Source organism: Lactobacillus hominis DSM 23910 = CRBIP 24.179, from assembly GCF_000296835.1.
GTDB classification, from domain to species: Bacteria; Bacillota; Bacilli; order Lactobacillales; family Lactobacillaceae; genus Lactobacillus; species Lactobacillus hominis.
Window position 1 is genome coordinate 1 of the sequence record NZ_CAKE01000002.1, and the last position, 21,578, is coordinate 21,578.

Below are 21,578 nucleotides of genomic sequence, written 5' to 3' on the forward strand. Positions count from 1 at the left end.
ATATTTTTTTCTCAAGCTCCGCTTTCTCAAAAGCAGCTTTTAAAATATATCATCTTGCGTTTGCTTTGTCAACTAATTTTTTCATCTTTTTTATTCCGATGTTTGTCCTTAGTTGCTTTCTCTCAAACACAATTAAATATGTTACATTAAAACTTTTATTTTTGCAAGAACTTTTTTCATTCTTTTTAAAACTTAGTTACCTGTCTCACAGGCGCAATAAGTATATTACATGAATCACCAATTCAATGCAAGTACTTTTTTAAAAATATCTTTTATATGCTTCATCAAGTTGCTCCGACAACGCCTGCTTTAAAGGCCTAAAGCCAGTTTTAACATTCAATGAAGTCCAAAAATGAACTTGTTGCTTTCTATTTTCTAGCACATGGTTAGTTACTGCTCGATGCGATAAACTGATCTGATTCGAATAAGGATCGATATCTAAAACCATTACCCTAATTTTTTCGCCTACTTTATAAGTATCGCCAATATTACTTACAAAACCTGCTTGAATTTCAGAGATATGAATCAATCCTTCCGTATCTTCATCTAGCTTTACGAAAATTCCATATTGCTGAATGCCATTAATAATTCCATCTAAAATATCGCCGATTTTATATTTCATTGTCATTCACTTCTTTTCTCTATTAAATCATTTTAAAGCTTTCTCTTACTAAATACTAAACTAGTGATTTATTTTGTATAATATTTTTTGTGTATTTGAAAGGAGAATAAGATAAATATGTACGATCTTGCCATAATTGGCGCAGGTCCAGTTGGACTTTTTGCCACTACTTTTGGAAACCTGCATAATTTAAAAGTAGTTACTTTTGAAGCTTTAGACACTGTCGGCGGACAAGTGCAAATGCTTTTTCCTAACAAAAATATCAAAGATGTCCCTGCATTTTCTACAATAAAAGGCAAACAATTAATAAAAAATTTAAAAAGCGATATTTCTAATTCAATAGTTGCTAATACTAAAATTCAATCTATTGAACGAAAAGAAGATTATTTCTTGTTAAATGAAACTTACCAAGCCAAAACTATTCTACTTACTAGCGGACTTGGAGCTTTTCATCCCAAAAAATTACCTTCTAAATTTGATAATCCAAGAGTTCATTACTTCATGACTGATTCTCAAAAATATAAGGGCAAAACAGTTGCTATTTTAGGTGGTGGCGACAGTGCATTAGATTGGGCTTTCGAATTAGCTAACGCTAACTGCAATGTTAGTTTAATTCACCGTCGCAATGAATTTCGCGGATTAGAAAGTACTTTAGAAAAATTGCGAAGTTTAAAAAATGTAAAAATATTAACGCCTTATCTTCCCCAAGATATCAATCTACAAGATAATTTACTACAGTTGCAATTACGCAGCGTAGGAAATAGTGAAACACAAAATATAGAAATTGACAATATTTTCGTTGCTTACGGCTATAAATCTGATACTCATTTATTAAGAAAATGGCAATTAGATTTAGATTCTGAGGGGGTTGTCGTAGACACCACTATGGCTACGAATATTCCCGGAATCTATGCAGCCGGCGATTGCGTCAGCTATCCTGGACGCGTGCCGATGATTGCTTTAGGATTTGGCGAAGCACAAGTTGCTATTTCAAATATTATGGCTAAATTATTCCCTGAAAAAAAGATAACTTTACATTCTACAAGTATCTAAAATTACGAAAGGTTTTATAAATGAATCTGATAGATTTTATTTTGCACATCGATGATCATTTGGTAACTATAGTCAATTCATGCGGAAATTGGACCTATTTAATTCTATTTGCAATTATTTTTATTGAAACTGGTTTAGTGGTTTTTCCATTTTTGCCAGGTGACTCTTTAATTTTTGCTTGCTGCGCAATGGCTGCTTCGCCAAAATATAATCTTCCATTTTGGCTATGCTACCTAATTTTTCTTGTAGCTGCTATTGCAGGCGATACAGTGAATTATGAAATCGGTCGCTGGTCTGAAGCAAAAGGAGCTCAACATTCCTGGTTTAATAAATTAATTGATGAAAATAAGAAAAAAGCCGCCCAAAACTTTTTTGACCGCCATGGCGGAATCACAATTGTTCTAGGTCGCTTTATACCATTTATTAGAACCTTTGTTCCATTTGTTTCTGGTGCAAGCAAAATGCATTATCCAACTTTTATTAAATACAACCTTGTGGGTGGCTTTTTATGGGTTAGTCTATTTTCAGCATTGGGATTTTTCTTCGGCAACATCCCAGTAGTGCAGGCTCATTTCTCATTAATCGTAATTGCAATCATCCTCATCTCAGTGGTTCCAATGCTGATTATCTGGTTAAAGAAAAAAATAATACTAAAAAAAGAGCTTCGTTAATGATATAACCTCATCTGAGTTTCATATCATGGAGCTCTTTTTTTTAATGCTTTAAAATAAATTTTGCAAAATATAATTCATAAATTATGCCAGCTACAGCAAAACATGCCGCAAAAAATCCTTCAGTTAAAACATTAATTATTGGATCTGTAGCTGGATCAAATAGCCAATTGCTATTATTGAACAAAATATGATGAAATTGCATAAAGAAACCATCAAAATTAGTGACAGCAAAAGGCAAAATCACCACTGGAATTACCATAAAGATTAAGGCAATTGTAGGTGTCAAAACTAAGTAAGCTGTTTTCTTTCGCGCTTTTAAAAAGAAGTAAATAATAATGCCGACAATAAATACAATGAGCGCTAGTTGAAACATCAATTTGCATTCATAAAAATGTTCGGCAGCATTTACAGAGGTTGGAAAATTGGACATTTGAAGTTTATTTTTTAAAGGCCACAGCAAATAAAACATCAGTTGATTATAGTTATGCATAATTACCGATAATGGTTGCTTTACTATCTGATCAGTTTTTTGCAGTTTAACAAATAAGGCTAAAAGTGGCCAACTAAAAATCAAGGCCCCCACAGTCGCACTGGAAAGCGCCATAAAAAAATTATACAGAATAGAACTTATTGGTTTTTTCTTCATAATTGCCACTCATTCAAATTATTTACCACATAAGTTGGTTGAACATCTACAGATTGCAAATCAGTTTTTTTAGTTACACCTGTTAAAGTTAACAATGTATCAATATGAGAATTGATTCCAGCACAAATATCCGTTTGATAATAATCTCCGACAATCAACGTTTCAGCTTTAGTTTTATTTATCTTTTTTAAAGCATAATCAATTATTGGCTTGGCAGGTTTACCAATAAAAAGAGGCTCTTGACCGCTTGCAGTCGCAATCATCGCACACTGTGACCCATTTCCTGGTAGTAGTTCACCGTTTGCAGGTAAAACTTTATCAGCATTTGTTGCAATAAAAGTGGCTCCATTTCGAATGCAGCGACAAGCTGTGCGTATTTTATGATAAGTTAAATCTGTATCCATCCCTACAATTACATATTCTGGATTTTGATCATCTAAAACAAAACGTGGATCTGAAAATAATCCTTTCCTTACACCAATTTGCCCAATAACATAAATTCTAATTGGAGTATTTCTAGGATGTTTATCTTTCAAATATGAAGCTGTCGCCATTACTGGCGTATAGATATGACTGACATCGGTTTTTACGCCATGATCTTGCAATTTAGCTACAACCATTTCTGGCGTGCGTGTTGTATTATTTGTCAAAAATAAATATGGAATTTTCGTTTCATCTAAGCGATGGACGAATTCTACGCCTGATTCAATCGTTTCTTTTCCGCGATAAATTGTTCCATCAAGGTCAATTAAATAGCAACTATACTTTTTCACATTTTGTCCTTTCTTTTCTTTATTACAAAACTCTTATTTTTATGCCCTTTATGACGACTTTTTATTGCAACAGAGCGGTTAGACTTAATTTTAGTTTTGCGCACTCTTCTTTCAGTAAAGTTTTGTTTTTTGTTAAAGCGACTTCTCTTACGTTTGTTCTTTCTCCCTAAAACGATTCGTTTTACAGGATTATCGCCAAATAAATGGATAACAAAATAAGCACTCCCTGGATTACAATATTCTTCCAAATAATCATTAATCGTAGTTGCTTTTTTATCTATTGAAACATGTTCATTTTCATCATAAAAACCCTTTAAGCGTAAATGATCGCTAGATACATCCCCGACAATATAGTCATATTGATTAAGAAAAGGATCATATTTTTGCCGTAGCAATTCTAAATCTAGGCCATTTCGTACATTAGCTAAGATTTCATACTTTCGCCCATCAATTAATAAGACATTTTCGCCTAATACTACATGAGCTAGCGGATGTCGGATCACGACTTGCTCTTTTTCGTTTTTTTCTTTTTGTTTATCTTTCATTTTACCTATTTTCTTTAAGTGGATATTTTTTAGCTAAATAATCTCCAACAACGGTTCTTAAATATTGTGGGAATAAAAATTCGTTCTGTCCCACAATTGCCAAAGTCGGAAAGAAAGGAATTAAGACATAATGATCCAGCACTGCAATTGTATAGAATTTTTCTGGCTCTATTTCTTTGCTATTTACATAAACAGTTCTTGATTCAGGGTCAACTGTTATTCCTTTATAGACAATTTCGCCAAAAATCTTGCCACGAAAACTCATCCCTACTAAGTGAAACTTCTTTAAATAATGTCTATTTTTTTCAACTTCCATTACCAAACGCCACAGATCCTCACCTTTTAAAGTGGATCTGACAACGTGCATCGGATGTGGCAAAGCTTGCTGAAGATCAGCCTCAGTAAAAACGCCTGAATTAAATGGCTTTAAAAATAAACCTGTACTGAGCATTCCGATATCTGTTTTAGCAAAATCCGTAATTGCATCTAAACTCGCTTCAATTGCCCGCATTTTATTATTGTCAAATTCTGCAGGTAGGTCTGCTATCTTTTCTTTAGTTAAAATATCAATTCCTTTTTGTCTTAAGGAGCTAATATATTTTTCATCGTCTTTAAGTTCTTCCATCTTGCTAGTTGGGTGGGTAGTCGGCTTTATTTCGACAACATGGTGATCTTTTAAATTAACATGGATATCTCCCACATACTTTCCCCACTTACCAGTTTGAGTAATCCATGTTTTATTTACTTTTTCGCCATTTTCTAGTAAGTCATGGCTATGGCCGCCAACAATTAGATTAATCTGTGGATAATTTTGCGCTAAAAAACGATCCATTGTTAAGCCAATATGACTTACAACAATTAACATGTCATATTTATCCTCTAATTGAGGTAATAAATTATCCATTGTATTGGCAATTAATTTAACATTCCAGCCATTTGGACCGTATGTCATCGGATAAGCTGCGGTCAAGCCAACTACGGCAATACGCGTATTTTGCTTAGTAATAAAAATCTTATAAGGCGTGCACCATCTAGGCATGCTATTATCTTTTTCTCTAAGATTGGCTAACACTACAGGAAAATTGGCATGATCAAACAGTCCTTCTAAAACTGTATGAGAATTAGAAATTCCTTCATTATTTCCAATTGTGATCGCATTATAATTGAAGCGATTCATTAATTCAATATTAGCTTGACCCTTAGTTGCTTCTGACAAAGGATGGGAACGATCCATAAAATCTCCAGCATCAAAAGTAAAAACTTCATCAACAGTTTGATCTTTTTGTGCTTTTTTTAAAAAACGCTCTATTTTGGGAAAGGTTTCAAAATGCGAGTGTAAATCGTTAGTATGTAAAATTCTGATTTTTTCCATTTTTTACCCAATTCTATTTGCTTTTAAAATTGCTTGATAGGCATCAAGGACTTTACCTTTAGGCTTTTCCCACTCTACCCAATCAGGATTTTTCCAATCATCTTCATTTAATAAAGTTTCAAGATCATAAGTTTCATTAATATATTGTTCGTAAGTCTCTAATGCTTTGGTGCGAGCCAAATTTAACTGCAAAATTCTAACTCTTTTGATTTTGCCACGATCAACTGCTAATTCAGCAATTCCATTTTGATCAACATTAGAAATCTCATAATACTTGCTTCCATCATTACGAGTAACTTCTTCTATTAAATTTAATTGTTGATATTTACTAGCCATATTTTCAACTCAATTCTAAAAATATAATAATAAATCTTAATCTTCTAGCAAAAAATGCACAAGCATGCTATTGTTAAAACAAGAAATAGAGGTGGATGCATGAAGATTAATAAATCTGGTTTTTTAGTCTTTATTTTAAGTCTAATTTTTATTTTTAATTCCGGCTTTTTGGTTGTCGGCCATCGTGGTAATCCTTCAAAGTATCCCGAAGAAACTATCCAAAGCGATAATTCCGCTTTTAACGATGGAGCTGATTATGTAGAATTAGATTTACATGTTTCAAAAGATAATGTCTTAGTTGTCTCTCATGATCGCGACTTAGCGCGGGTTATCGGCTCATCGGTTATTGTATCACAAAACAATTTTTCCTATCTTCATAGCCTGAGACAACCCAATGGAGAACCAATAATTTCATTAGATCAATTATTTGAATATTATAAAGATAAGCCTAATACCAAGTTTTTATTAGAAACCAAAAAAACTAAGCATAATAATCCTAAAAATATGGAGTATTTATTAGCAAATAGCATCAAAAAATATAATATGCAAAATAGAGTAATGATTCATAGTTTTTCAGCTGATAGTTTAAAAACTATGAGCAAATTACTTCCAGATGTCCCCCGCATTTTTATTGTTGGATCATTAAAGCGCATTAACTTTGAAGTTCTATCTTATGTGAATGGAATCAATATTTCATCCGACTTAATCACACAAAATCCTCTACTGATTAAACAGCTTCATGCTTTGCATCAAAAAGTTTTTGTTTGGGCTGAAATGACTGAATCGCCTAAACTTTGGAATTGGCTAATTAATAATGATATTGATGGTGTCGTAACCAACTTTCCGGCAACCGGATATAAATATAAATTAGCAAAAGCCGGTACGAAAAAATATTCTGTTGATAAAGATGGCTACTATTATGGTAGAATGCCGACAACTGCTATGGAAAACCCTTATTTACAAATTAGTACTAAGACTAATATCAAATTCTTAGAAAAAGTCCATGTTTCCAATGCAGTAATTTCCCAAGGTAAAACTTTCTATCAAATTGGAAATAAGGCTTTCGTTCCTGCAGATTTAATTAGTTTTGATTTGCAGCCTGAATGGTTGATGCCTTATTGGAACTTGAAAATTATTTCTAAATACCCTGCCATTGCAACTTATAGCGAGCCACAAAATAATGCAACTAAAACTGGTTATTTAAATGCTAATAAAAAATATCAAATTTTAGGTGTCAATGGTGGTAGTCAGCCTAGTTGGATCTATACTAGTGACGGATGGGTAAAGGCAAAAGACATTTTGTATTACGGCTTGTTTAACCAAAATTCTATTGCCTTTAAGCAATACGCAGCTCTTAAACCAAGTTCTAAGGCTACTAATATCGTTTTGCCGTATACTAATTTTGCTAACAAAAATCAAAAAATAAACTTTTGGAAGCATTATAAGAGCGTAAATGCTGTAATATTTAATTAGAAGAATAAATAAAGGAGTTAATTATGGAATTAGATTACAAAAAATTAGCTGCAGAAAAAAAGGATGCCATCTTAAACGATCTTAGAGAATTAATCGCCATTAATTCAGCTGAAGATCTCAATAACACAAGTAAGGAATATCCTGTAGGACCAGGTCCTGTTAAGGCAATGAAGAAGTTTCTTTCATTTGCTCAGCGCGATGGCTTTGATACAGAAAACTTCGATAACTATGCTGGTCGTATCAACTTCGGTGAAGGTCAAAAACGTGTTGGCGTAATTGGACATATGGATGTTGTCCCTGCTGGCGATGGCTGGAAAACTGACCCATTCAAGATGACTATTAAAGATGGCAAAATTTATGGTCGCGGAAGCGCTGACGATAAAGGTCCATCTTTAGCAGCATATTACGGAATGCTTATTTTAAAAGAAAATGGCTTTAAACCTAAAAAGAAGATCGACTTTGTTTTAGGAACCAATGAAGAAACCAATTGGGTAGGAATTGATTACTACCTTAAGCATCAACCCGCTCCAGATGTTGCCTTTTCTCCAGATGCGGAATTCCCAATCATTAACGGCGAGCAAGGTATTGTTACTCTTAAACTTGACTTTAAAGATGACTTTAACCAAGGCAACGTTAAATTATGGACATTTAATGCCGGTATTGCAGCAAACGTCATCCCTCAAACAGCAACTGCTCAATTAGAAGGTGACAATCTTGAAGATATTAAGCCTAAATATGAAGCCTTTTTGAAAGAACATAATCTTGAAGGTAAATTCGAAATGCTCAGCGGTCGCGCTCAACTTACTTTAACTGGCCACGGAGCTCACGCTTCTGCTCCAGAAACTGGACGCAACGCTGCTACTTACTTAGCTCTTTTCTTAGATTCATTTGACTTCGGTGGACAAGTAAAGAACTTTTTACACTTTATCGCCACTGTAGAACACAAAGACTTCCATGGTGAAAAATTAGGTATAGCTCACCATGATGACTTAATGGGCGATCTTACCAGCTCACCAGCAATTTTTAAAGTTGAAGGTCAAAATGCTTACATTCTAAACAATGTTCGCTATCCTCAAGGCACGGATCCTGAAAAGATGATTGACCAAATCAATGCGAAATTCGGCAACATTTTAGTTGCTCGCATTGAAGGCAGCGCTGAAGAGCCTCACTACGTACCAGGCGACGATCCAATCGTTAAAACTTTGCTTTCTGTATACGAAAAACAAACTGGTAAAAAGGGGCACGAAGTTATCATCGGTGGTGGTACCTACGGTCGCTTATTTAAACATGGCGTAGCCTTTGGTGCCCAAGCTGAAGGTGCCCCACTTGTAATGCACCAACCAAATGAATACATGACAGTTGATGACCTAATTAATTCCATTGCAATCTATGCTGAAGCTATTTACGAATTAAGTAAATAAATTACTAAATCTTAAAAGGACGGTCTGCTACCGCCCTTTTTTTGCTATAATAAGACAAAAGCTAAAGAATAAAGGGATCTTATTAGTGAAGAATTTAAAAAACAAAATCTACGATTTTTTAACCTCAGGATCAAAGGTCAGCGATTTAGCTGAAAAGTCTGATGAAAGTCCATTTACCTTTTATTGTGGAGTTATTTATTTAACCCTTCATCGCATCTTTCATTACGCTATTGTAATTGCGGCCTTTGTCTTATTTTTATTAGTTGGTTTTGGTGGAGGCTACGCCTTAGGAATTGTACGTCAGCAATCTGTGCCAACTGTCAGTGAATTAAATCAGCAAATCAACCATTCACAAAACTCTGCCACTTTATATTACGCAAATAATGTAAAGCTAACCAAAGTTAATTCTGATGTCAAAATAGACAAAGCTAGCGACAGTGAAATAACTCCTTTAGTCAAAAAAGCTGTTACCGCTACTGAAGATGAAAATTTTTACACCCACCATGGTGTTTTGCCTAAATCATTAGTGCGGGCGGTTATTTCTGAATTAACAGGAATTGGTGTTCAAACTGGAGGATCAACTTTAACTCAGCAATTAGTTAAAATGCAATTTTTAACTAGCCAGACTACCTGGAGAAGAAAAGTTACCGAAATGTTTTATGCTCATAAAATAGAACAAAACTTCTCTAAAGAAGATATTTTACGAGCTTACCTCAATGCCGCACCTTATGGTAAAAACAATAGCGGTGAAAATATTAACGGTATAAAAACGGCTGCACAGGGTATTTTTGGTAAAAGCATCTCACAACTTAATTTAGCTCAAGTAGCCTTTATTGCAGGACTTCCGCAGTCTCCTTCCATTTATACGCCATATAATTCTAAAGGAGAAGTTAAAAAAGACATTTCTTTAGGGATGAGACGTAAAGATATTGTTTTATTTAGAATGTACCGCAATGGCGACATCACCAAAAAACAATACAATGATGCTAAAAAATATGATCTAAAGGCTGATTTTCTTGAACCTAAGAAAGTTACTCCGCCTAAAAAGCAAAATTCTTATCTTTACAACTTACTTATGAATAAGGGCTCTGAGTTAATTGCCACCAAATTAATTGAGCAAGATGGTTTAGATGTTAAAGAGATTAAGAAAGATACCAACCGGTACAACCAATATCTTTCAAATGCGAGCGATTTATTGCATCAAAAAGGTTACAAAATTCACTCAACTATCAGAAAACCTTTATATACAAGAATGCAGCGCGTTGTTAAGCAAGCTACTTTAGGTCAAGATAAGACAAGTCGCGATTTTGACCAAGCAACCAACCGCTGGGTTAATACTACTGAGCACGTTGAAAATGGTAGTGTAGTGATTGATAACACTACTGGTAAAATTCTTGCCTTTTCTGGTGGTGTTGACTTTAAGAATTCTCAAGTTAACCACGCCTTTGATACTTACCGTTCGCCAGGTTCTTCAATTAAGCCATATTTAGTTTACGGCCCGGCAATTGAACATGGAATTATTTCAAGCAAAACTGCCCTAGCGGACTTTCCAAAGAACTTTGGCAACTACATCCCTACTGACTATAACTCCACTATTGAAAATAGATTCTTCCCAGCTCAAGAAGCTTTAGCTAAGTCTTATAACTTACCTGCTGTTAACTTATACAGCAAGTTGCTTCATAGTAACATCAATCTTAGATCAGACATGAAGAAGTTAGGTCTTGATTTAAGTAAGAGCGAATATAAAAACCTTGGTTTAGCCTTAGGTGGTACTGATTACGGATTTTCTGTAGCAGATAATGCTAGTGCCTTTTCTAACTTTTACAATGATGGAAAACGTCAAGATCCTTACTATATTGATGAAATAACAGCTCCAACTGGTCAAATAGTTTATAAGCATAAGCAAAGAAGCTACAAGGTCTTTTCTGAAGGTACTTCCTACATTATGCAAAAGATGCTTCATCAAGTCGTAAAAAATGGTACCGCATCAAGTTTAAACGGCACTTTGCAATTTGATGATTCCACTTTGATTGGTAAAACTGGAACCAGTAACGATTATCGTGATATTTGGTTCAATGGTTCTACTCCTGGTATTACAATTTCAAGTTGGATGGGTTATGACAATTTCTATGGTCACTCTTATAACCTTGAATCTAATGCCAGTGAAACTAATCTGGCTCTGTGGTCGCAGATTGCTAATGCACTTTACGATGAAGATCCATCAATGTTTAAGCTAGAAAATACAATTGAACGCCCTGCTTCAGTACATAAATTCAAGGTATTATCTAAGACGGGTACACTCCCTGGAACAGTTAATTTCGACGGCGAAGATATTGATCTTACTGGTAAAGAAACTACTGCTTTAAGTTTGCGTCCTGCTCCAAGAGCATCAGCTGAATTTGGAATCGGCGCAACGCATAGCGATTACCAATTATTCTATGATCATGAAAATGGCGAAAGCAATGATTATGGCCATACCTTAATTTACAGCGGTAAGACCATTTCAAAAAAACATAAACTAAGCGACTTGTTTAGTGCAGCCGACGGTACATCAACTAATAACGAAGAATATTATGGCCGCAGAACTAACGTAAATTCACGTGAGTCATCTAACACTGAACGGCAAGTTAGAGCAAATGATCAACAGGCTCGTTCAGGTCAAGGTGGCAATAATAATGCTGCCAATAACGGTAACAACAATAACCAAACTGCTAATAATGCTAATGGATCAAACAGCAATGCAAATCCTACAAATACAAATGAAGCAAATTCTAATATTGATAGTGGCAATCCTAACGAAAATAATGCTCAACCAAATCAATAGCAACAAAAAAGAGAAAGAATTTCAATTCTTTCTCTTTTTTGTACTGTCAATAAATATTAAATGCTATTTGTTCAAAGTAGTGTTAGCTTCAATTACTTCTAATGGCAAAGTAATATGAAGATCATCTACTTCTTCATTGTTCATCATCTTAGTTAACATTCTCATAGCTACGGCACCAATATCGTAAAGTGGTTGACGAATAGTAGTCATTTTGGGTCTAACAATTTCAGCAACCATAGTGGAAGCAGCAGAAATAAGTTCCAACTCTTCAGGAATTTTAACGCCTGCATCTTGTGCAGCATTTAAAATTCCTGCAGCAGTCATATCACGTGTAGCAATTGCACCATCGATTTTATCTTCATGCATCTGTTCAAAGACTTTATAGCCATCTTCATAAGACTTAACTTGAGGATAAATGTGCGAATTTAAATTATGTTCTGCGATGAATTCTTTATAAGCTTTTACACGGTGCGCATCATTGACATATGCTCTTTCATCATTAAGCACTAAAGCCAAATTGCGTTTACCATCTTGATATAAAATGTTTAAAGCAGTACGTTCAGCTTCTTCATAATCGATAGCTACACTACCAAAATCAGGATTTGAATCCATAGTTCCAGCTAAAACTACTGGTGTATTAGTTCTAATCAAAGCATTACGAGCTTTTTCAGACATTTGATTAGACATATAAATTACACCATCAACTTGTTTATTCAATAAGTTTTGAATAACTTGATCGTCTTCGAGTAATTTATTTTCTACACTAGATAAAAGAATATTATATTTATACATCGTCGCAATATCATCAATACCTTGCGATAATTCGGCAAAGTGTAAGTTGGTAAAGCCTGGAACTATTAAGCCTACAGTAGTAGTCTTTTTTGAGGCTAGTCCTTGTGCTACAGCATTTGGTTGATAGTGCAAACGATCGATAACAGCTAAAACACGGTCTCGCGTTTCTTTTCGTACATTATTATTTCCATTCACTACTCTAGAAACAGTAGCCATAGAAACTTTAGCTTCCCGTGCTACATCATAAATTGTTACTTCTTGTTTTTGCATTGATCTCACGCTCCAATTCTTTCTTATCTAACTTATCAAGAAAAACCCGTCATTGCAAGCGTTTACCCATAATTTACGCTTATTAAGCTAAAATTATGATATACTCACGATACAAAGTTAAATATTTTAAAGGAGTTTAAAAATATGAATTTAGACAAATTACAACAATGGCTAATTGATACTAATAACGATGTTGCATACGTTTCGGATCCAATTAGCATTAATTATTTTACCGGATATAACATGGATCCGCATGAAAGAATTTTTGCATTATTAGCATTTAAAGATGCGCCTGCTTTTGTTTTTGCGCCTGCCTTAAATGTGGAAGAAGCTAAAAATTCTGCTTGGAATGGCGAAGTTTACGGCTATTTAGACCACGAAAATCCTTGGCAAATGATCGCAGACTTAGTTAAAAAACGAGTTGACAATCCATTAAATATTGTCGTAGAAAAGAGTCATTTAAGCGTTGATAGATTAGAAAAATTAAAAATTGCTTTTCCTAACTCTATTTTTACTAACGATCTTTCTCCTTTTATTGCTGAATCTCGTTTAATTAAGACTGAAGACGAAATTGCCCAATTAAAGGCTGCAGGCCAAGAAGCTGACTTTGCATTTACTGTTGGTTTTGATGCTTTAAGAAATGGCGTGACTGAAAGATATGTTGCAGGTCAAATTGACTACCAATTAAAGCTTAAAAAAGGTGTAATGCACACTAGTTTTGAAACTATTGTTCAAGCTGGTAAAAATGCCGCTAATCCACACTTAGGTCCAACAATGAATAAGGTTGAACCTAATGAGTTAGTTTTATTTGATCTAGGAACTATGCACAACGGTTATGCTTCAGATTCAAGTAGAACTGTAGCATATGGTGAACCAAGTGCTAAAGAAAAAGAAATCTATGAAGTTGACCGCGAAGCTCAACAAGCTGCAATCGATGCAGCAAAACCAGGCATTACTGCTAGCGAATTAGATGCAGTTGCTAGAAACGTAATTAAAAAAGCCGGCTATGGCGAATACTTTATTCACCGTTTAGGACACGGAATTGGTTTAAATGTTCATGAATTTCCCCAAATTATGGAAGGTAATGACGTTGTTCTTCAAGAAGGTATGTGTTTTTCTATCGAACCCGGTATCTACATCCCTGGCTTAGGTGGCGTAAGAATTGAAGACTGTGGCGTGGTAACTGACCATGGCTTTGAAACTTTCACTCATACTGGTAAAGAATTAAAATACATCCCAGTTAGAGATTAAAAATAAGCAGGCATAAAGCCTGCTTATTTTTTACTATTAATTTTTATATTTAGTTAGATGCGTTTTCTGCATTATTTAAATCAGAAACTGCATCTTTATCAGTCTTGTCATCTTCACCCAAATCTTTAGAGGTATCGTCGATTACAATATCATCAAAATCTTTTAATTCTGAATCATCTTCGACGCTCTTAGGAAATGACTTCAATTGAGTTTTGATAGTTTCAGTACCCTTGTCATACTTTTCCTTTAAATCTTGAAGTTTGTCATTTTCAGCAATTTTTTTCTTTAATTCATCTTGAGCATCATCAGGCAAAAGCATTGAAGCTGCAACTAAGCCAGCTCCTAAACCAATAACGCTACCTAAAATAAAACTACCTACTTTACTCATAATTAAACACTCCTTTTTTAAAACAAATTAATCTTGACCTCTGCGACGTCTGCGACGGGCAAACATGCGACTAGCTAGAGATGAAAAGATGCCAATACTTGCACTGCCAATGCCAAAATTAGAAAACTTACGGATCATTTTTTTAGAAGAATCGTTAATATCAGAAACGCTCTCTCCTAAATCAGCAGCTGCTTTAACGACAGGATCTAATTCGTCCATCTTCTTGTTGACATCAGATAATAAAACATTGCTCTTGTCCATTAAATCTTCTGTTTGCTTCATTAAAACATTTGCTTGTGCATTTAAATCATCAATTGTTTGGTTGACACTATCTAAAGTAGAATCCACTTTTTTCATAGTTTTTGCAGCTTTAACAAGTAAAGGCAATGTGAACAAAACTAAGATTAAAAATGCAATTGCCGCAATTAAGCCGGCTAATGCGCCAAAAGAAATTGTCATTTTCTTTCCTCCATAAAGTTACTTTACTACTCAATAAAAAGTCTAGCATTAATTGCTGTAGCAAGCAATGAATACTCCTCGAGATTTTGATATACTACAATCATAATACTAAAGGAGTTTTATATGAATATTTCTTCACTTTTATCTAAAAGTATCAATAAAAGTTCGACAACGCCGCTTATTGACTGGGGCGACGTTGCCCATAATCTACTTGGAAAAACCATCCACCTAATCATTACTACATTAATCTTTTTTATAATCTGGCGGATTGGCAAAAGATTAATCAATAAGTACGTAATTAATAATAAACTTTTACAAACCAAAGCTTCTGGAAGAACTCGAACGCTTTCAGAATTATCAATCAATATTTTCCAATACACGCTTTTATTTTTCTATTTATATGGCGCACTCAGCATTTTAGGGCTTCCTGTTGGCACTTTGCTAGCAAGTGCTGGAATTGTCTCTCTAGCTCTTGGAATGGGCGCTCAGGGCTTTGTAAGCGACGTTGTCAATGGCATCAATCTTTTAAGCGAAGCACAATTCGATGTTGGTGATACTGTTAAAATCGGCAATTACACTGGTACTGTCGTACAGCTTGGCTTACGCACAACAAGATTAAAGAGTAATGATGGTACAATAACCTACATCCCTAATCATAATATTAGCGTTGTAGAAAACATAACACGTGGTGGCGTTGGATTAGACATTGTTTTGCAAATTAATTCAACCAGCGATCTAAAAGTAGTTAAACAATCTATCGAAAGTGCAAATCATATTCTTAAACCTAAATTCATGACTCAAATTAAAAAAGGCCCTACTATAATTGGCGTAACTACTCAAAATGGTAGTACTTTAACTTATGAAGTTCATTTTCAAGTTATGCCTGGTAGCGAGGCTAACGTGCGCAATGCTTATTTTAGCCACTATATTGAAGCTTTAAAAAATAATAATATCAAATTTAGCTAAAAAGACGGAAGTTACTTATCACAAACTAAGATAAGCAATTCCGTCTTTTTATGATCATTTACTATTTTCCATTTTCTTCCACCAATCAGGCAATTCTTGCAATAATTTTCTTAAAGCCTGTCCCCGGTGAGAAATAGCATTCTTTTCATCAGTAGTCATTTCAGCAAATGTTTTTCCTTTTTCAGGAACAAAAAATAATGGATCATAGCCAAAGGTCCCTTTGCCTTGCGGACTAGTTAAAATTTCACCTTTGATTTCACCTTGAGCAATTAAATCATCTTCAAATTTTCCCGGCCAAGATAAAACCATCGTTGTATGAAAAGTTGCGCTTCGTTCGTTTTTAGGTACTCCACCTAATTCAGCTAAAAGTTTAGCATTATTTCGTGCATCATTATGATCCTCTCCGCTAAAACGCGCTGAAAACACGCCAGGAGCTCCATTTAACTTATCTACCGACAAGCCTGAATCATCTGCTAAAGTAGGTAAATTACTAAATTCAGCTAATTTATGCGCCTTTAACTTAGCATTAGCTAAAAAAGTAGTGCCAGTTTCTACAACCTCAGGTGGATTATCCAGATCTTGATTAGTAATCACATGCAAAGGAAAATTGGCTTTAGCTAGTGCTTCTTGTACTTCCTTAGCCTTATTTTTATTACTAGTTGCAAACAACAAAGTATCCATAATTTTGTCCTTCTTCATTAATCTTGTACATGCTCAGCGACAAGGGATGGGTCATTCATCCATTGTCGAGCAATTTCAGTAAACTTTCTTGCATTACCTGTAGTATAGTATTCATGCTTAGCTGGTCCCTTTGCAAGCATTTGATCTCGCTTTAAGACATTATAAGTATACTGTGCAACTTGATCGGCTGGATCCAAGATAAACTTATTTGACGAAATGCAAGCCTGAATTTCATTTAAGAGTAAAGGATAATGGGTACAGCCCAAAATTAGAGTATCAAAATCAGCTTCTTTTAATGGCGCCAAACTTTGGCTAACCACCTTTAACTTTGTATCTTCATCAGGGTCTTCTTCTGCTAGTGGCGCTAAAAGCGGCTGCGCAAATTCTTGCACCTCAATATCTCCATTTCTAAAATGAATTTCATCGCGGTAAGCATGACTCAAAGTTGTTGCAGTTGTTCCAATTACAGCTACTTTATTATTTTTAGTTTGCTTAGAAGCAGCTAAAGCTCCGGACTGAATGACACCGATAATTTGTTGCGAGACTTCTTTTTGAATAGTAGGCATCGCAGCAGCCGTTGCAGTATTGCAGCCAAAGATAATTGTTTTAACATTCTTTTTTAGTAAAAATTTTACGCTGGCGCGTGTTAATTCAATAATTTCTTCTTTTGAGCGATCACCATAAGGCATATTAGCTTGATCACCGATAAACACCGTGGACTCTTCAGGTAATTTAGCAATAACTTTTTTTAAAACTGTTAATCCTCCTAAACCTGAGTCTAATACCCCAATTGGACGGTTATCCATAAAAATTTCTCCTTTAATTATTGATGTTGATAATAAATCCCTTTTCTCCTGTACCCATTTTAGGTTAAAATACAAAAGAAGACAAAAGGAAATGAAATTATGAAAGACAATCAAGAACATCTTTACTTTTTAAATTCACTTTATCGTGATTGTATTTTACCCCAAATTCTTGGGACTGACGACCAAGATATTTTATATTGGGCAGGTAAGCACGTCAGTCGGCAATATGACTTATCAGATATTGATGAGTTGCCTGAATTTTTTGATATGGCAGAATTCGGTACTTTAAAGATTCTCAAACAAAAAAAGCATTCTGCCTTATTTGAACTTTCAGGACAAACCGTCAGCGACCGTTTAGATAGCGGTAGCGAAGAATTTTCACTTGAAAGTGGAATTATAGCTGAATGCATTGAAAGACAGACACAGACCCCGACAGAGGCTTCTGCAACGATCAATCCGAAGAATCACACAGTACAAATCACTGCTCAATCAGATTAAATCTATCAAAAAAGACCTCAAGTTGAGGCCTTTTTTATTTAGTCGGTGTATTGATCTAAAATAGATTCTAATTTTTCTTTAGGTGTAAAACCAGTTAAACGATCGACAATCTTACCATCTTTTTTAATTAAAAGAGTTGGAATTGCCATAATACCTAGATTCTTGGCCGTTTCTTGGTTTTGGTCGACATCCATTTTAGTAAATTTAACGTCATCCATTTCTTGTGAAAGTTCATCAATCACAGGTGATTGCATCTTACATGGACCACACCAGGTTGCCCAAAAATCTGTTAATACAACGCCTTCACTAGTTTCTTCTTCAAAAGTTGCATCTGTAATTTCATCAACCATAATAATATCCTCCGTTTAAAAGATTACACTATGATTTTATCCATTATACTTACTTTTTGCAAGTATAATGCTTATTTAAAATGAACAATCGTAGCTCCCGTTCCACCTTCGTTAGCTGGAGCATAACCAAAGTCTTTAACATGACGATTGCGTTTAAGATATTGGTTAACACCGTTTCTAATAGCTCCAGTACCAATACCATGGATAATAGTTACAGTGTTTAAGCCACTCAATAATGCGGCATCGATATAGCGATCCAAATTGGTCATAGCTTCTTCATAACGCTGGCCTCGTAAGTCAAGTTCGGCACGAACATTTTGCGATCTTAAACCTTTGCTTGAACGTACAATTTGTTCAGACTTTTTAGGTTTTGGCAAACTAGTTTTTTCAATATCACGATCTGAGGCCTTTACTTTCAAAATTCCAATTTGCACTTCATACTCATGTTCACTAAGCTTTTTCGTAATATGCCCCATTTGACCGTATGATAAAACCTTTACAGTATCGCCAACTTTAACATCATGGCGTCGCTTTTCTCGCTGCAAAACGCGATTATTTGCCAAATTGTTGCTCTCCTTTTCTAAACTATTAAGTGCTCCTTTAGCGTCAATGATCTTATTAGTTTTAATTTGAGCGCCAGAGCGTCTTTGATTTTCTAAGTCTGCAATAATCTTATCCGCTTTTTCGCGCTTTTTAGCAATAATTTCGTTAGCTTTTTCTTGTGCTTTTTCTAACTGGCGATTTACTTGTTGATTATACCAATCTAAACCATCTTGCAATTTGCGTTGTAATTCAATGCTTTGATCAACCTTTTTTTCTAAAGTCTGACGCAAACTCTCAGCTTTCTTAGTTTGGTCGCTTAAGCGCTCAATCATTCGATTAATATCGCTATCTTCGTCTTTAACCAAGCTACGTGCTGCATCAACTACCGTTTTATCCATCCCTAAATGGCTAGCAATTGCAAAGGCATTACTTTGACCTGGAATCCCAATCCTTAATTTATAAGTTGGAGAAAGAGTCTTAATATCGAATTCCATTGAAGCATTCGTTGTTTTGACGCGGTTATAGCCATAAAGTTTCAATTCTGGATAGTGAGTTGTAATTACAATCTTGCAATCTTTAGCTTGCAAATAATCCAAAATAGCAATGGCCAAACTAGCACCTTCTTCAGGATCAGTTCCGGCACCTAATTCATCAATTAAAACTAAATCTTGATTAGTTACATTTCTCATAATTTTAATAATTTGATCCATATGAGAAGAAAAAGTACTCAAAGATTGTTCAATTGACTGCTCATCGCCAATATCAGCATATATCTCTTGAAATACGCCAACTTTACTTTCTTCATTTGCTGTAATAAAAAGCCCTGATTGCGCCATTAATTGCAATAAACCTAATGTTTTTAAGGTAATCGTCTTACCACCCGTATTTGGTCCCGTAATCAGCATCGTATCAAAAGACTTGCCTAATTCAATGTCATTGGCCACAACTTTTTTGGGATCAATCAAAGGATGGCGCGCTTTTTTTAATTCGACAACTTGATCTTTTGTCAAAATTGGTTCTGTTGCATGCATATCCTTAGCCAATTTGCTCTTAGCACTCAAAAAATCTAGCTGCATCAAAGCTTTGGCATTGGCCGAAACTTCATCAAGATATTGAGTAATCAATCTAGACAAATGATCTAAAATTGCGCGTACTTCTTGTCTTTCTTGAGCAAGCAGATCTTGCTGACGGTTATTTAGGTTTAATACAGCTTCTGGCTCAATGAATAAAGTTTGACCGCTGGCACTTTGATCATGCACTACGCCACCGAATTTATTTTTATATTCTTGCTTTACAGGGACTACATAACGGCCATCGCGAATAGTGATAATTCCTTCAGAAAGATATTTAGTAGAATTTCCCTTCACGTAGCGCTGCATATGATTCTTAATATCGATTTCATTAGCATTAATATCATGGCGTAGACGTGCTAATTTTTCTGAAGCGGTATCTAAAACACTACCATCAAATTCAATTGCCCGTTTTAATGCATTAAACAAATCATCATCAACTTGTAAATCATCTAAATACTCATCAATTGAAGTAGTATCAATTTCTCTATCTTCAAAATCTTGCGTAAAATGATTAATCTCTTTTGCCAAACTTAAAACCAAGAAAATATTGCCAATTTCTGGTCCATTCAAATTTGCCTTCACTTTCAACCGTTTTAAAGCTGGCGCTACATCAGCAAAATCAGTCAAAGGAAGCGGTCCTTTTAAGCGCATAATATTTGAAATAGCACGCGTTTGATCAATATTATGTTTCACTTTTTCAAAATCTGAACTAGGCTTTAAATTACGTGCTTGTTTTTTGGCAGGACCAGTAATAGCAAAATCTGCCAAGCGGTTAGTGATTCTTTCATATTCTAGTTTTTCTAATATTTTTGGATTCATAATTTTTCCTACTAAAAAGGTCCCTGATGGGACCTAATTTAAACCGAAGTAACAAACAAATTAATAAATAAATGCGAAATACCAGGTGAATAACGTAAAATGCTGCTTGCTAAAATAGACTTTCCTAAACTGCGTTGCAAACCAGGTTCAGCAATTGTAGCTAAAATAAACAAAAGCAAGAATAAGCTAATTTGAGTAATAATCAAAGAAATTAAAATTCCACCCCAGGCATTAATACTTGCATTAATGTCTACGTATTTTAAGCGGTTAAATCCTGATAAAATTAAACGCCAAATACAAAAAGCTACAAGCAAAATAATCACGAATGACACTGCAGCATAAAAAGACTGGTCCAATGTCAAACCGGTTGTTTTATCAAAAAAAGCAAATGTACTTTTATCGTTAGCAGAAGGATATGGCACCCATAAATTTATTAAATTGCTTAAAGGCTTATAAAATAAAGTGGCTACTAATAAACTGATAATATAGCCAACACCAACCAAGCCTTCCAATACAAGGCCTCGTCTATATCCAACATAGCAACAATATATGAAAATTAAGATAATTAGAAAAGAAAACATAATTCCCCTTTAACCAAAAAAGACCAGCAAAGCCAGTCTTTTCTAGCGGTTATTCCCCACTTAAACGATCATCTGACAGAAAAGTATTCAAGACTCCTTGAACCATATTCCATTCATCATCATCAGTTATTTCATGAAGATCTGAACTCGTTACTTCACCATCTTCATCTGCATCATACGAAAATGCTTGAACTTCTACATCTTCATCTTCGCCAACAGCTGCAGGATAAAGTAGAACATATGATTTGTTGTAATCATCTGAAGTAAAAGTAAATAATACTTCAAATAATTCTTCATTGCCTTGATCATCAACTAAAGTGATTTTTTGATCACTATTTTGACCATTTATTTTTTCACTCATA

At 34.7% G+C, this 21,578-nt stretch carries 23 protein-coding genes; 8 read left to right on the forward strand and 15 right to left on the reverse strand.

Annotated features, from left to right (window positions below; translation table 11 throughout):
- Nucleotides 1-259 precede the first annotated feature (259 nt).
- Nucleotides 260-622 (reverse strand): CvfD/Ygs/GSP13 family RNA-binding post-transcriptional regulator, encoded by a 363-nt coding sequence (locus tag BN55_RS01085; RefSeq protein WP_008469720.1) that lies wholly within the window; start codon nucleotides 620-622, stop codon nucleotides 260-262.
- Between the two features lie 111 nt (nucleotides 623-733).
- On the opposite strand from BN55_RS01085, the gene BN55_RS01090 reads away from it, so the two are divergent.
- Together BN55_RS01090 and BN55_RS01095 are read left to right on the forward strand one after the other, a co-directional pair.
- On the forward strand, nucleotides 734-1,675 hold the full coding sequence (locus tag BN55_RS01090; protein ID WP_147614505.1) for an NAD(P)/FAD-dependent oxidoreductase: 942 nt from the start codon (nucleotides 734-736) through the stop codon (nucleotides 1,673-1,675).
- Nucleotides 1,676-1,695: 20 nt separating this feature from the next.
- Nucleotides 1,696-2,346: a VTT domain-containing protein gene (locus BN55_RS01095; RefSeq protein ID WP_008469722.1), complete on the forward strand. Its 651-nt coding sequence runs from the start codon at nucleotides 1,696-1,698 to the stop codon at nucleotides 2,344-2,346.
- A 43-nt stretch (nucleotides 2,347-2,389) separates the two neighbouring features.
- Here the strand turns inward: BN55_RS01095 and BN55_RS01100 are convergent, their stop codons facing one another.
- The 5 genes from BN55_RS01100 to BN55_RS01120 are packed head-to-tail and all read right to left on the reverse strand — an operon-like array spanning nucleotide 2,390 to nucleotide 6,021.
- Entirely contained in the window at nucleotides 2,390-2,995 is a 606-nt protein-coding gene (locus BN55_RS01100) for a TIGR01906 family membrane protein (RefSeq protein WP_008469723.1), read from the reverse strand.
- A complete protein-coding gene (locus BN55_RS01105; protein WP_008469725.1) occupies nucleotides 2,992-3,768 on the reverse strand; it encodes a TIGR01457 family HAD-type hydrolase in 777 nt (258 codons plus the stop codon). The genes BN55_RS01100 and BN55_RS01105 overlap by 4 nt, the downstream gene beginning before the upstream one ends.
- Nucleotides 3,765-4,313: a YutD family protein gene (locus BN55_RS01110; protein WP_008469727.1), complete on the reverse strand. Its 549-nt coding sequence runs from the start codon at nucleotides 4,311-4,313 to the stop codon at nucleotides 3,765-3,767. The genes BN55_RS01105 and BN55_RS01110 overlap by 4 nt, the downstream gene beginning before the upstream one ends.
- 1 nt (nucleotide 4,314) lies before the next feature.
- A complete protein-coding gene (locus BN55_RS01115) occupies nucleotides 4,315-5,685 on the reverse strand; it encodes a bifunctional metallophosphatase/5'-nucleotidase (protein ID WP_008469729.1) in 1,371 nt (456 codons plus the stop codon).
- Between the two features lie 3 nt (nucleotides 5,686-5,688).
- Complete coding sequence (locus BN55_RS01120) at nucleotides 5,689-6,021, reverse strand: hypothetical protein (RefSeq protein WP_008469730.1); 333 nt, start codon at nucleotides 6,019-6,021, stop codon at nucleotides 5,689-5,691.
- A 99-nt stretch (nucleotides 6,022-6,120) separates the two neighbouring features.
- Between BN55_RS01120 and BN55_RS01125 the strand changes: the two genes are divergently transcribed.
- The 3 genes from BN55_RS01125 to BN55_RS01135 all read left to right on the forward strand — a co-directional run bounded on the left by BN55_RS01125 (nucleotide 6,121) and on the right by BN55_RS01135 (nucleotide 11,739).
- Nucleotides 6,121-7,494, forward strand: coding sequence for a glycerophosphodiester phosphodiesterase (locus BN55_RS01125; protein ID WP_008469731.1), 1,374 nt, complete (start codon nucleotides 6,121-6,123; stop codon nucleotides 7,492-7,494).
- 23 nt (nucleotides 7,495-7,517) lie between these two features.
- Nucleotides 7,518-8,915: a dipeptidase PepV gene (gene pepV, locus BN55_RS01130; protein ID WP_008469732.1), complete on the forward strand. Its 1,398-nt coding sequence runs from the start codon at nucleotides 7,518-7,520 to the stop codon at nucleotides 8,913-8,915.
- Between the two features lie 85 nt (nucleotides 8,916-9,000).
- On the forward strand, nucleotides 9,001-11,739 hold the full coding sequence (locus tag BN55_RS01135) for a transglycosylase domain-containing protein (RefSeq protein WP_008469733.1): 2,739 nt from the start codon (nucleotides 9,001-9,003) through the stop codon (nucleotides 11,737-11,739).
- 63 nt (nucleotides 11,740-11,802) lie between these two features.
- On the opposite strand, the gene BN55_RS01140 is transcribed toward BN55_RS01135, so the two are convergent.
- On the reverse strand, nucleotides 11,803-12,801 hold the full coding sequence (locus tag BN55_RS01140; protein ID WP_008469734.1) for a substrate-binding domain-containing protein: 999 nt from the start codon (nucleotides 12,799-12,801) through the stop codon (nucleotides 11,803-11,805).
- A gap of 144 nt (nucleotides 12,802-12,945) precedes the next feature.
- On the opposite strand from BN55_RS01140, the gene BN55_RS01145 reads away from it, so the two are divergent.
- Complete coding sequence (locus BN55_RS01145; protein ID WP_008469735.1) at nucleotides 12,946-14,052, forward strand: M24 family metallopeptidase; 1,107 nt, start codon at nucleotides 12,946-12,948, stop codon at nucleotides 14,050-14,052.
- Between the two features lie 49 nt (nucleotides 14,053-14,101).
- Here the strand turns inward: BN55_RS01145 and BN55_RS01150 are convergent, their stop codons facing one another.
- The gene (locus tag BN55_RS01150) at nucleotides 14,102-14,440 is read right to left on the reverse strand and encodes a hypothetical protein (protein WP_008469736.1); all 339 of its coding nucleotides are present in this window, start codon (nucleotides 14,438-14,440) and stop codon (nucleotides 14,102-14,104) included.
- A 27-nt stretch (nucleotides 14,441-14,467) separates the two neighbouring features.
- Entirely contained in the window at nucleotides 14,468-14,899 is a 432-nt protein-coding gene (locus BN55_RS01155; RefSeq protein ID WP_008469737.1) for a DUF948 domain-containing protein, read from the reverse strand.
- Between the two features lie 123 nt (nucleotides 14,900-15,022).
- On the opposite strand from BN55_RS01155, the gene BN55_RS01160 reads away from it, so the two are divergent.
- Nucleotides 15,023-15,865 (forward strand): mechanosensitive ion channel family protein, encoded by an 843-nt coding sequence (locus BN55_RS01160; protein ID WP_008469739.1) that lies wholly within the window; start codon nucleotides 15,023-15,025, stop codon nucleotides 15,863-15,865.
- Nucleotides 15,866-15,919: 54 nt separating this feature from the next.
- Here BN55_RS01160 and BN55_RS01165 read toward each other — a convergent pair whose 3' ends face one another.
- Nucleotides 15,920-16,546, reverse strand: coding sequence for an XTP/dITP diphosphatase (locus tag BN55_RS01165; RefSeq protein ID WP_008469741.1), 627 nt, complete (start codon nucleotides 16,544-16,546; stop codon nucleotides 15,920-15,922).
- 17 nt (nucleotides 16,547-16,563) lie between these two features.
- Entirely contained in the window at nucleotides 16,564-17,352 is a 789-nt protein-coding gene (gene murI / locus BN55_RS01170) for a glutamate racemase (RefSeq protein WP_008469743.1), read from the reverse strand.
- A 99-nt stretch (nucleotides 17,353-17,451) separates the two neighbouring features.
- On the opposite strand from murI, the gene BN55_RS01175 reads away from it, so the two are divergent.
- A complete protein-coding gene (locus tag BN55_RS01175) occupies nucleotides 17,452-17,850 on the forward strand; it encodes a YslB family protein (RefSeq protein ID WP_008469744.1) in 399 nt (132 codons plus the stop codon).
- 38 nt (nucleotides 17,851-17,888) lie between these two features.
- Here BN55_RS01175 and trxA read toward each other — a convergent pair whose 3' ends face one another.
- The 4 genes from trxA to BN55_RS01195 form a co-directional block, all read right to left on the reverse strand.
- The gene (gene trxA / locus BN55_RS01180) at nucleotides 17,889-18,200 is read right to left on the reverse strand and encodes a thioredoxin (protein WP_008469746.1); all 312 of its coding nucleotides are present in this window, start codon (nucleotides 18,198-18,200) and stop codon (nucleotides 17,889-17,891) included.
- A 71-nt stretch (nucleotides 18,201-18,271) separates the two neighbouring features.
- Nucleotides 18,272-20,635 (reverse strand): endonuclease MutS2, encoded by a 2,364-nt coding sequence (locus BN55_RS01185; protein WP_008469747.1) that lies wholly within the window; start codon nucleotides 20,633-20,635, stop codon nucleotides 18,272-18,274.
- A 38-nt stretch (nucleotides 20,636-20,673) separates the two neighbouring features.
- Nucleotides 20,674-21,216 (reverse strand): CvpA family protein, encoded by a 543-nt coding sequence (locus BN55_RS01190; RefSeq protein ID WP_008469748.1) that lies wholly within the window; start codon nucleotides 21,214-21,216, stop codon nucleotides 20,674-20,676.
- 49 nt (nucleotides 21,217-21,265) lie between these two features.
- The gene (locus tag BN55_RS01195) at nucleotides 21,266-21,577 is read right to left on the reverse strand and encodes a DUF1292 domain-containing protein (RefSeq protein WP_008469749.1); all 312 of its coding nucleotides are present in this window, start codon (nucleotides 21,575-21,577) and stop codon (nucleotides 21,266-21,268) included.
- Between the last annotated feature and the right edge of the window lies 1 nt (nucleotide 21,578).

Coding starts and splice junctions, on each gene's coding strand:
- BN55_RS01085 (WP_008469720.1), bottom strand. CDS start 622: ATGAAATATAAAATCGGCGATATTTTAGATGGAATTATTAATGGCATT.
- BN55_RS01095 (WP_008469722.1), top strand. CDS start 1,696: ATGAATCTGATAGATTTTATTTTGCACATCGATGATCATTTGGTAACT.
- BN55_RS01100 (WP_008469723.1), bottom strand. CDS start 2,995: ATGAAGAAAAAACCAATAAGTTCTATTCTGTATAATTTTTTTATGGCG.
- BN55_RS01110 (WP_008469727.1), bottom strand. CDS start 4,313: ATGAAAGATAAACAAAAAGAAAAAAACGAAAAAGAGCAAGTCGTGATC.
- BN55_RS01115 (WP_008469729.1), bottom strand. CDS start 5,685: ATGGAAAAAATCAGAATTTTACATACTAACGATTTACACTCGCATTTT.
- BN55_RS01120 (WP_008469730.1), bottom strand. CDS start 6,021: ATGGCTAGTAAATATCAACAATTAAATTTAATAGAAGAAGTTACTCGT.
- BN55_RS01125 (WP_008469731.1), top strand. CDS start 6,121: ATGAAGATTAATAAATCTGGTTTTTTAGTCTTTATTTTAAGTCTAATT.
- pepV (WP_008469732.1), top strand. CDS start 7,518: ATGGAATTAGATTACAAAAAATTAGCTGCAGAAAAAAAGGATGCCATC.
- BN55_RS01140 (WP_008469734.1), bottom strand. CDS start 12,801: ATGCAAAAACAAGAAGTAACAATTTATGATGTAGCACGGGAAGCTAAA.
- BN55_RS01145 (WP_008469735.1), top strand. CDS start 12,946: ATGAATTTAGACAAATTACAACAATGGCTAATTGATACTAATAACGAT.
- BN55_RS01150 (WP_008469736.1), bottom strand. CDS start 14,440: ATGAGTAAAGTAGGTAGTTTTATTTTAGGTAGCGTTATTGGTTTAGGA.
- BN55_RS01155 (WP_008469737.1), bottom strand. CDS start 14,899: ATGACAATTTCTTTTGGCGCATTAGCCGGCTTAATTGCGGCAATTGCA.
- BN55_RS01160 (WP_008469739.1), top strand. CDS start 15,023: ATGAATATTTCTTCACTTTTATCTAAAAGTATCAATAAAAGTTCGACA.
- BN55_RS01165 (WP_008469741.1), bottom strand. CDS start 16,546: ATGGATACTTTGTTGTTTGCAACTAGTAATAAAAATAAGGCTAAGGAA.
- murI (WP_008469743.1), bottom strand. CDS start 17,352: ATGGATAACCGTCCAATTGGGGTATTAGACTCAGGTTTAGGAGGATTA.
- BN55_RS01175 (WP_008469744.1), top strand. CDS start 17,452: ATGAAAGACAATCAAGAACATCTTTACTTTTTAAATTCACTTTATCGT.
- trxA (WP_008469746.1), bottom strand. CDS start 18,200: ATGGTTGATGAAATTACAGATGCAACTTTTGAAGAAGAAACTAGTGAA.
- BN55_RS01185 (WP_008469747.1), bottom strand. CDS start 20,635: ATGAATCCAAAAATATTAGAAAAACTAGAATATGAAAGAATCACTAAC.
- BN55_RS01190 (WP_008469748.1), bottom strand. CDS start 21,216: ATGTTTTCTTTTCTAATTATCTTAATTTTCATATATTGTTGCTATGTT.
- BN55_RS01195 (WP_008469749.1), bottom strand. CDS start 21,577: ATGAGTGAAAAAATAAATGGTCAAAATAGTGATCAAAAAATCACTTTA.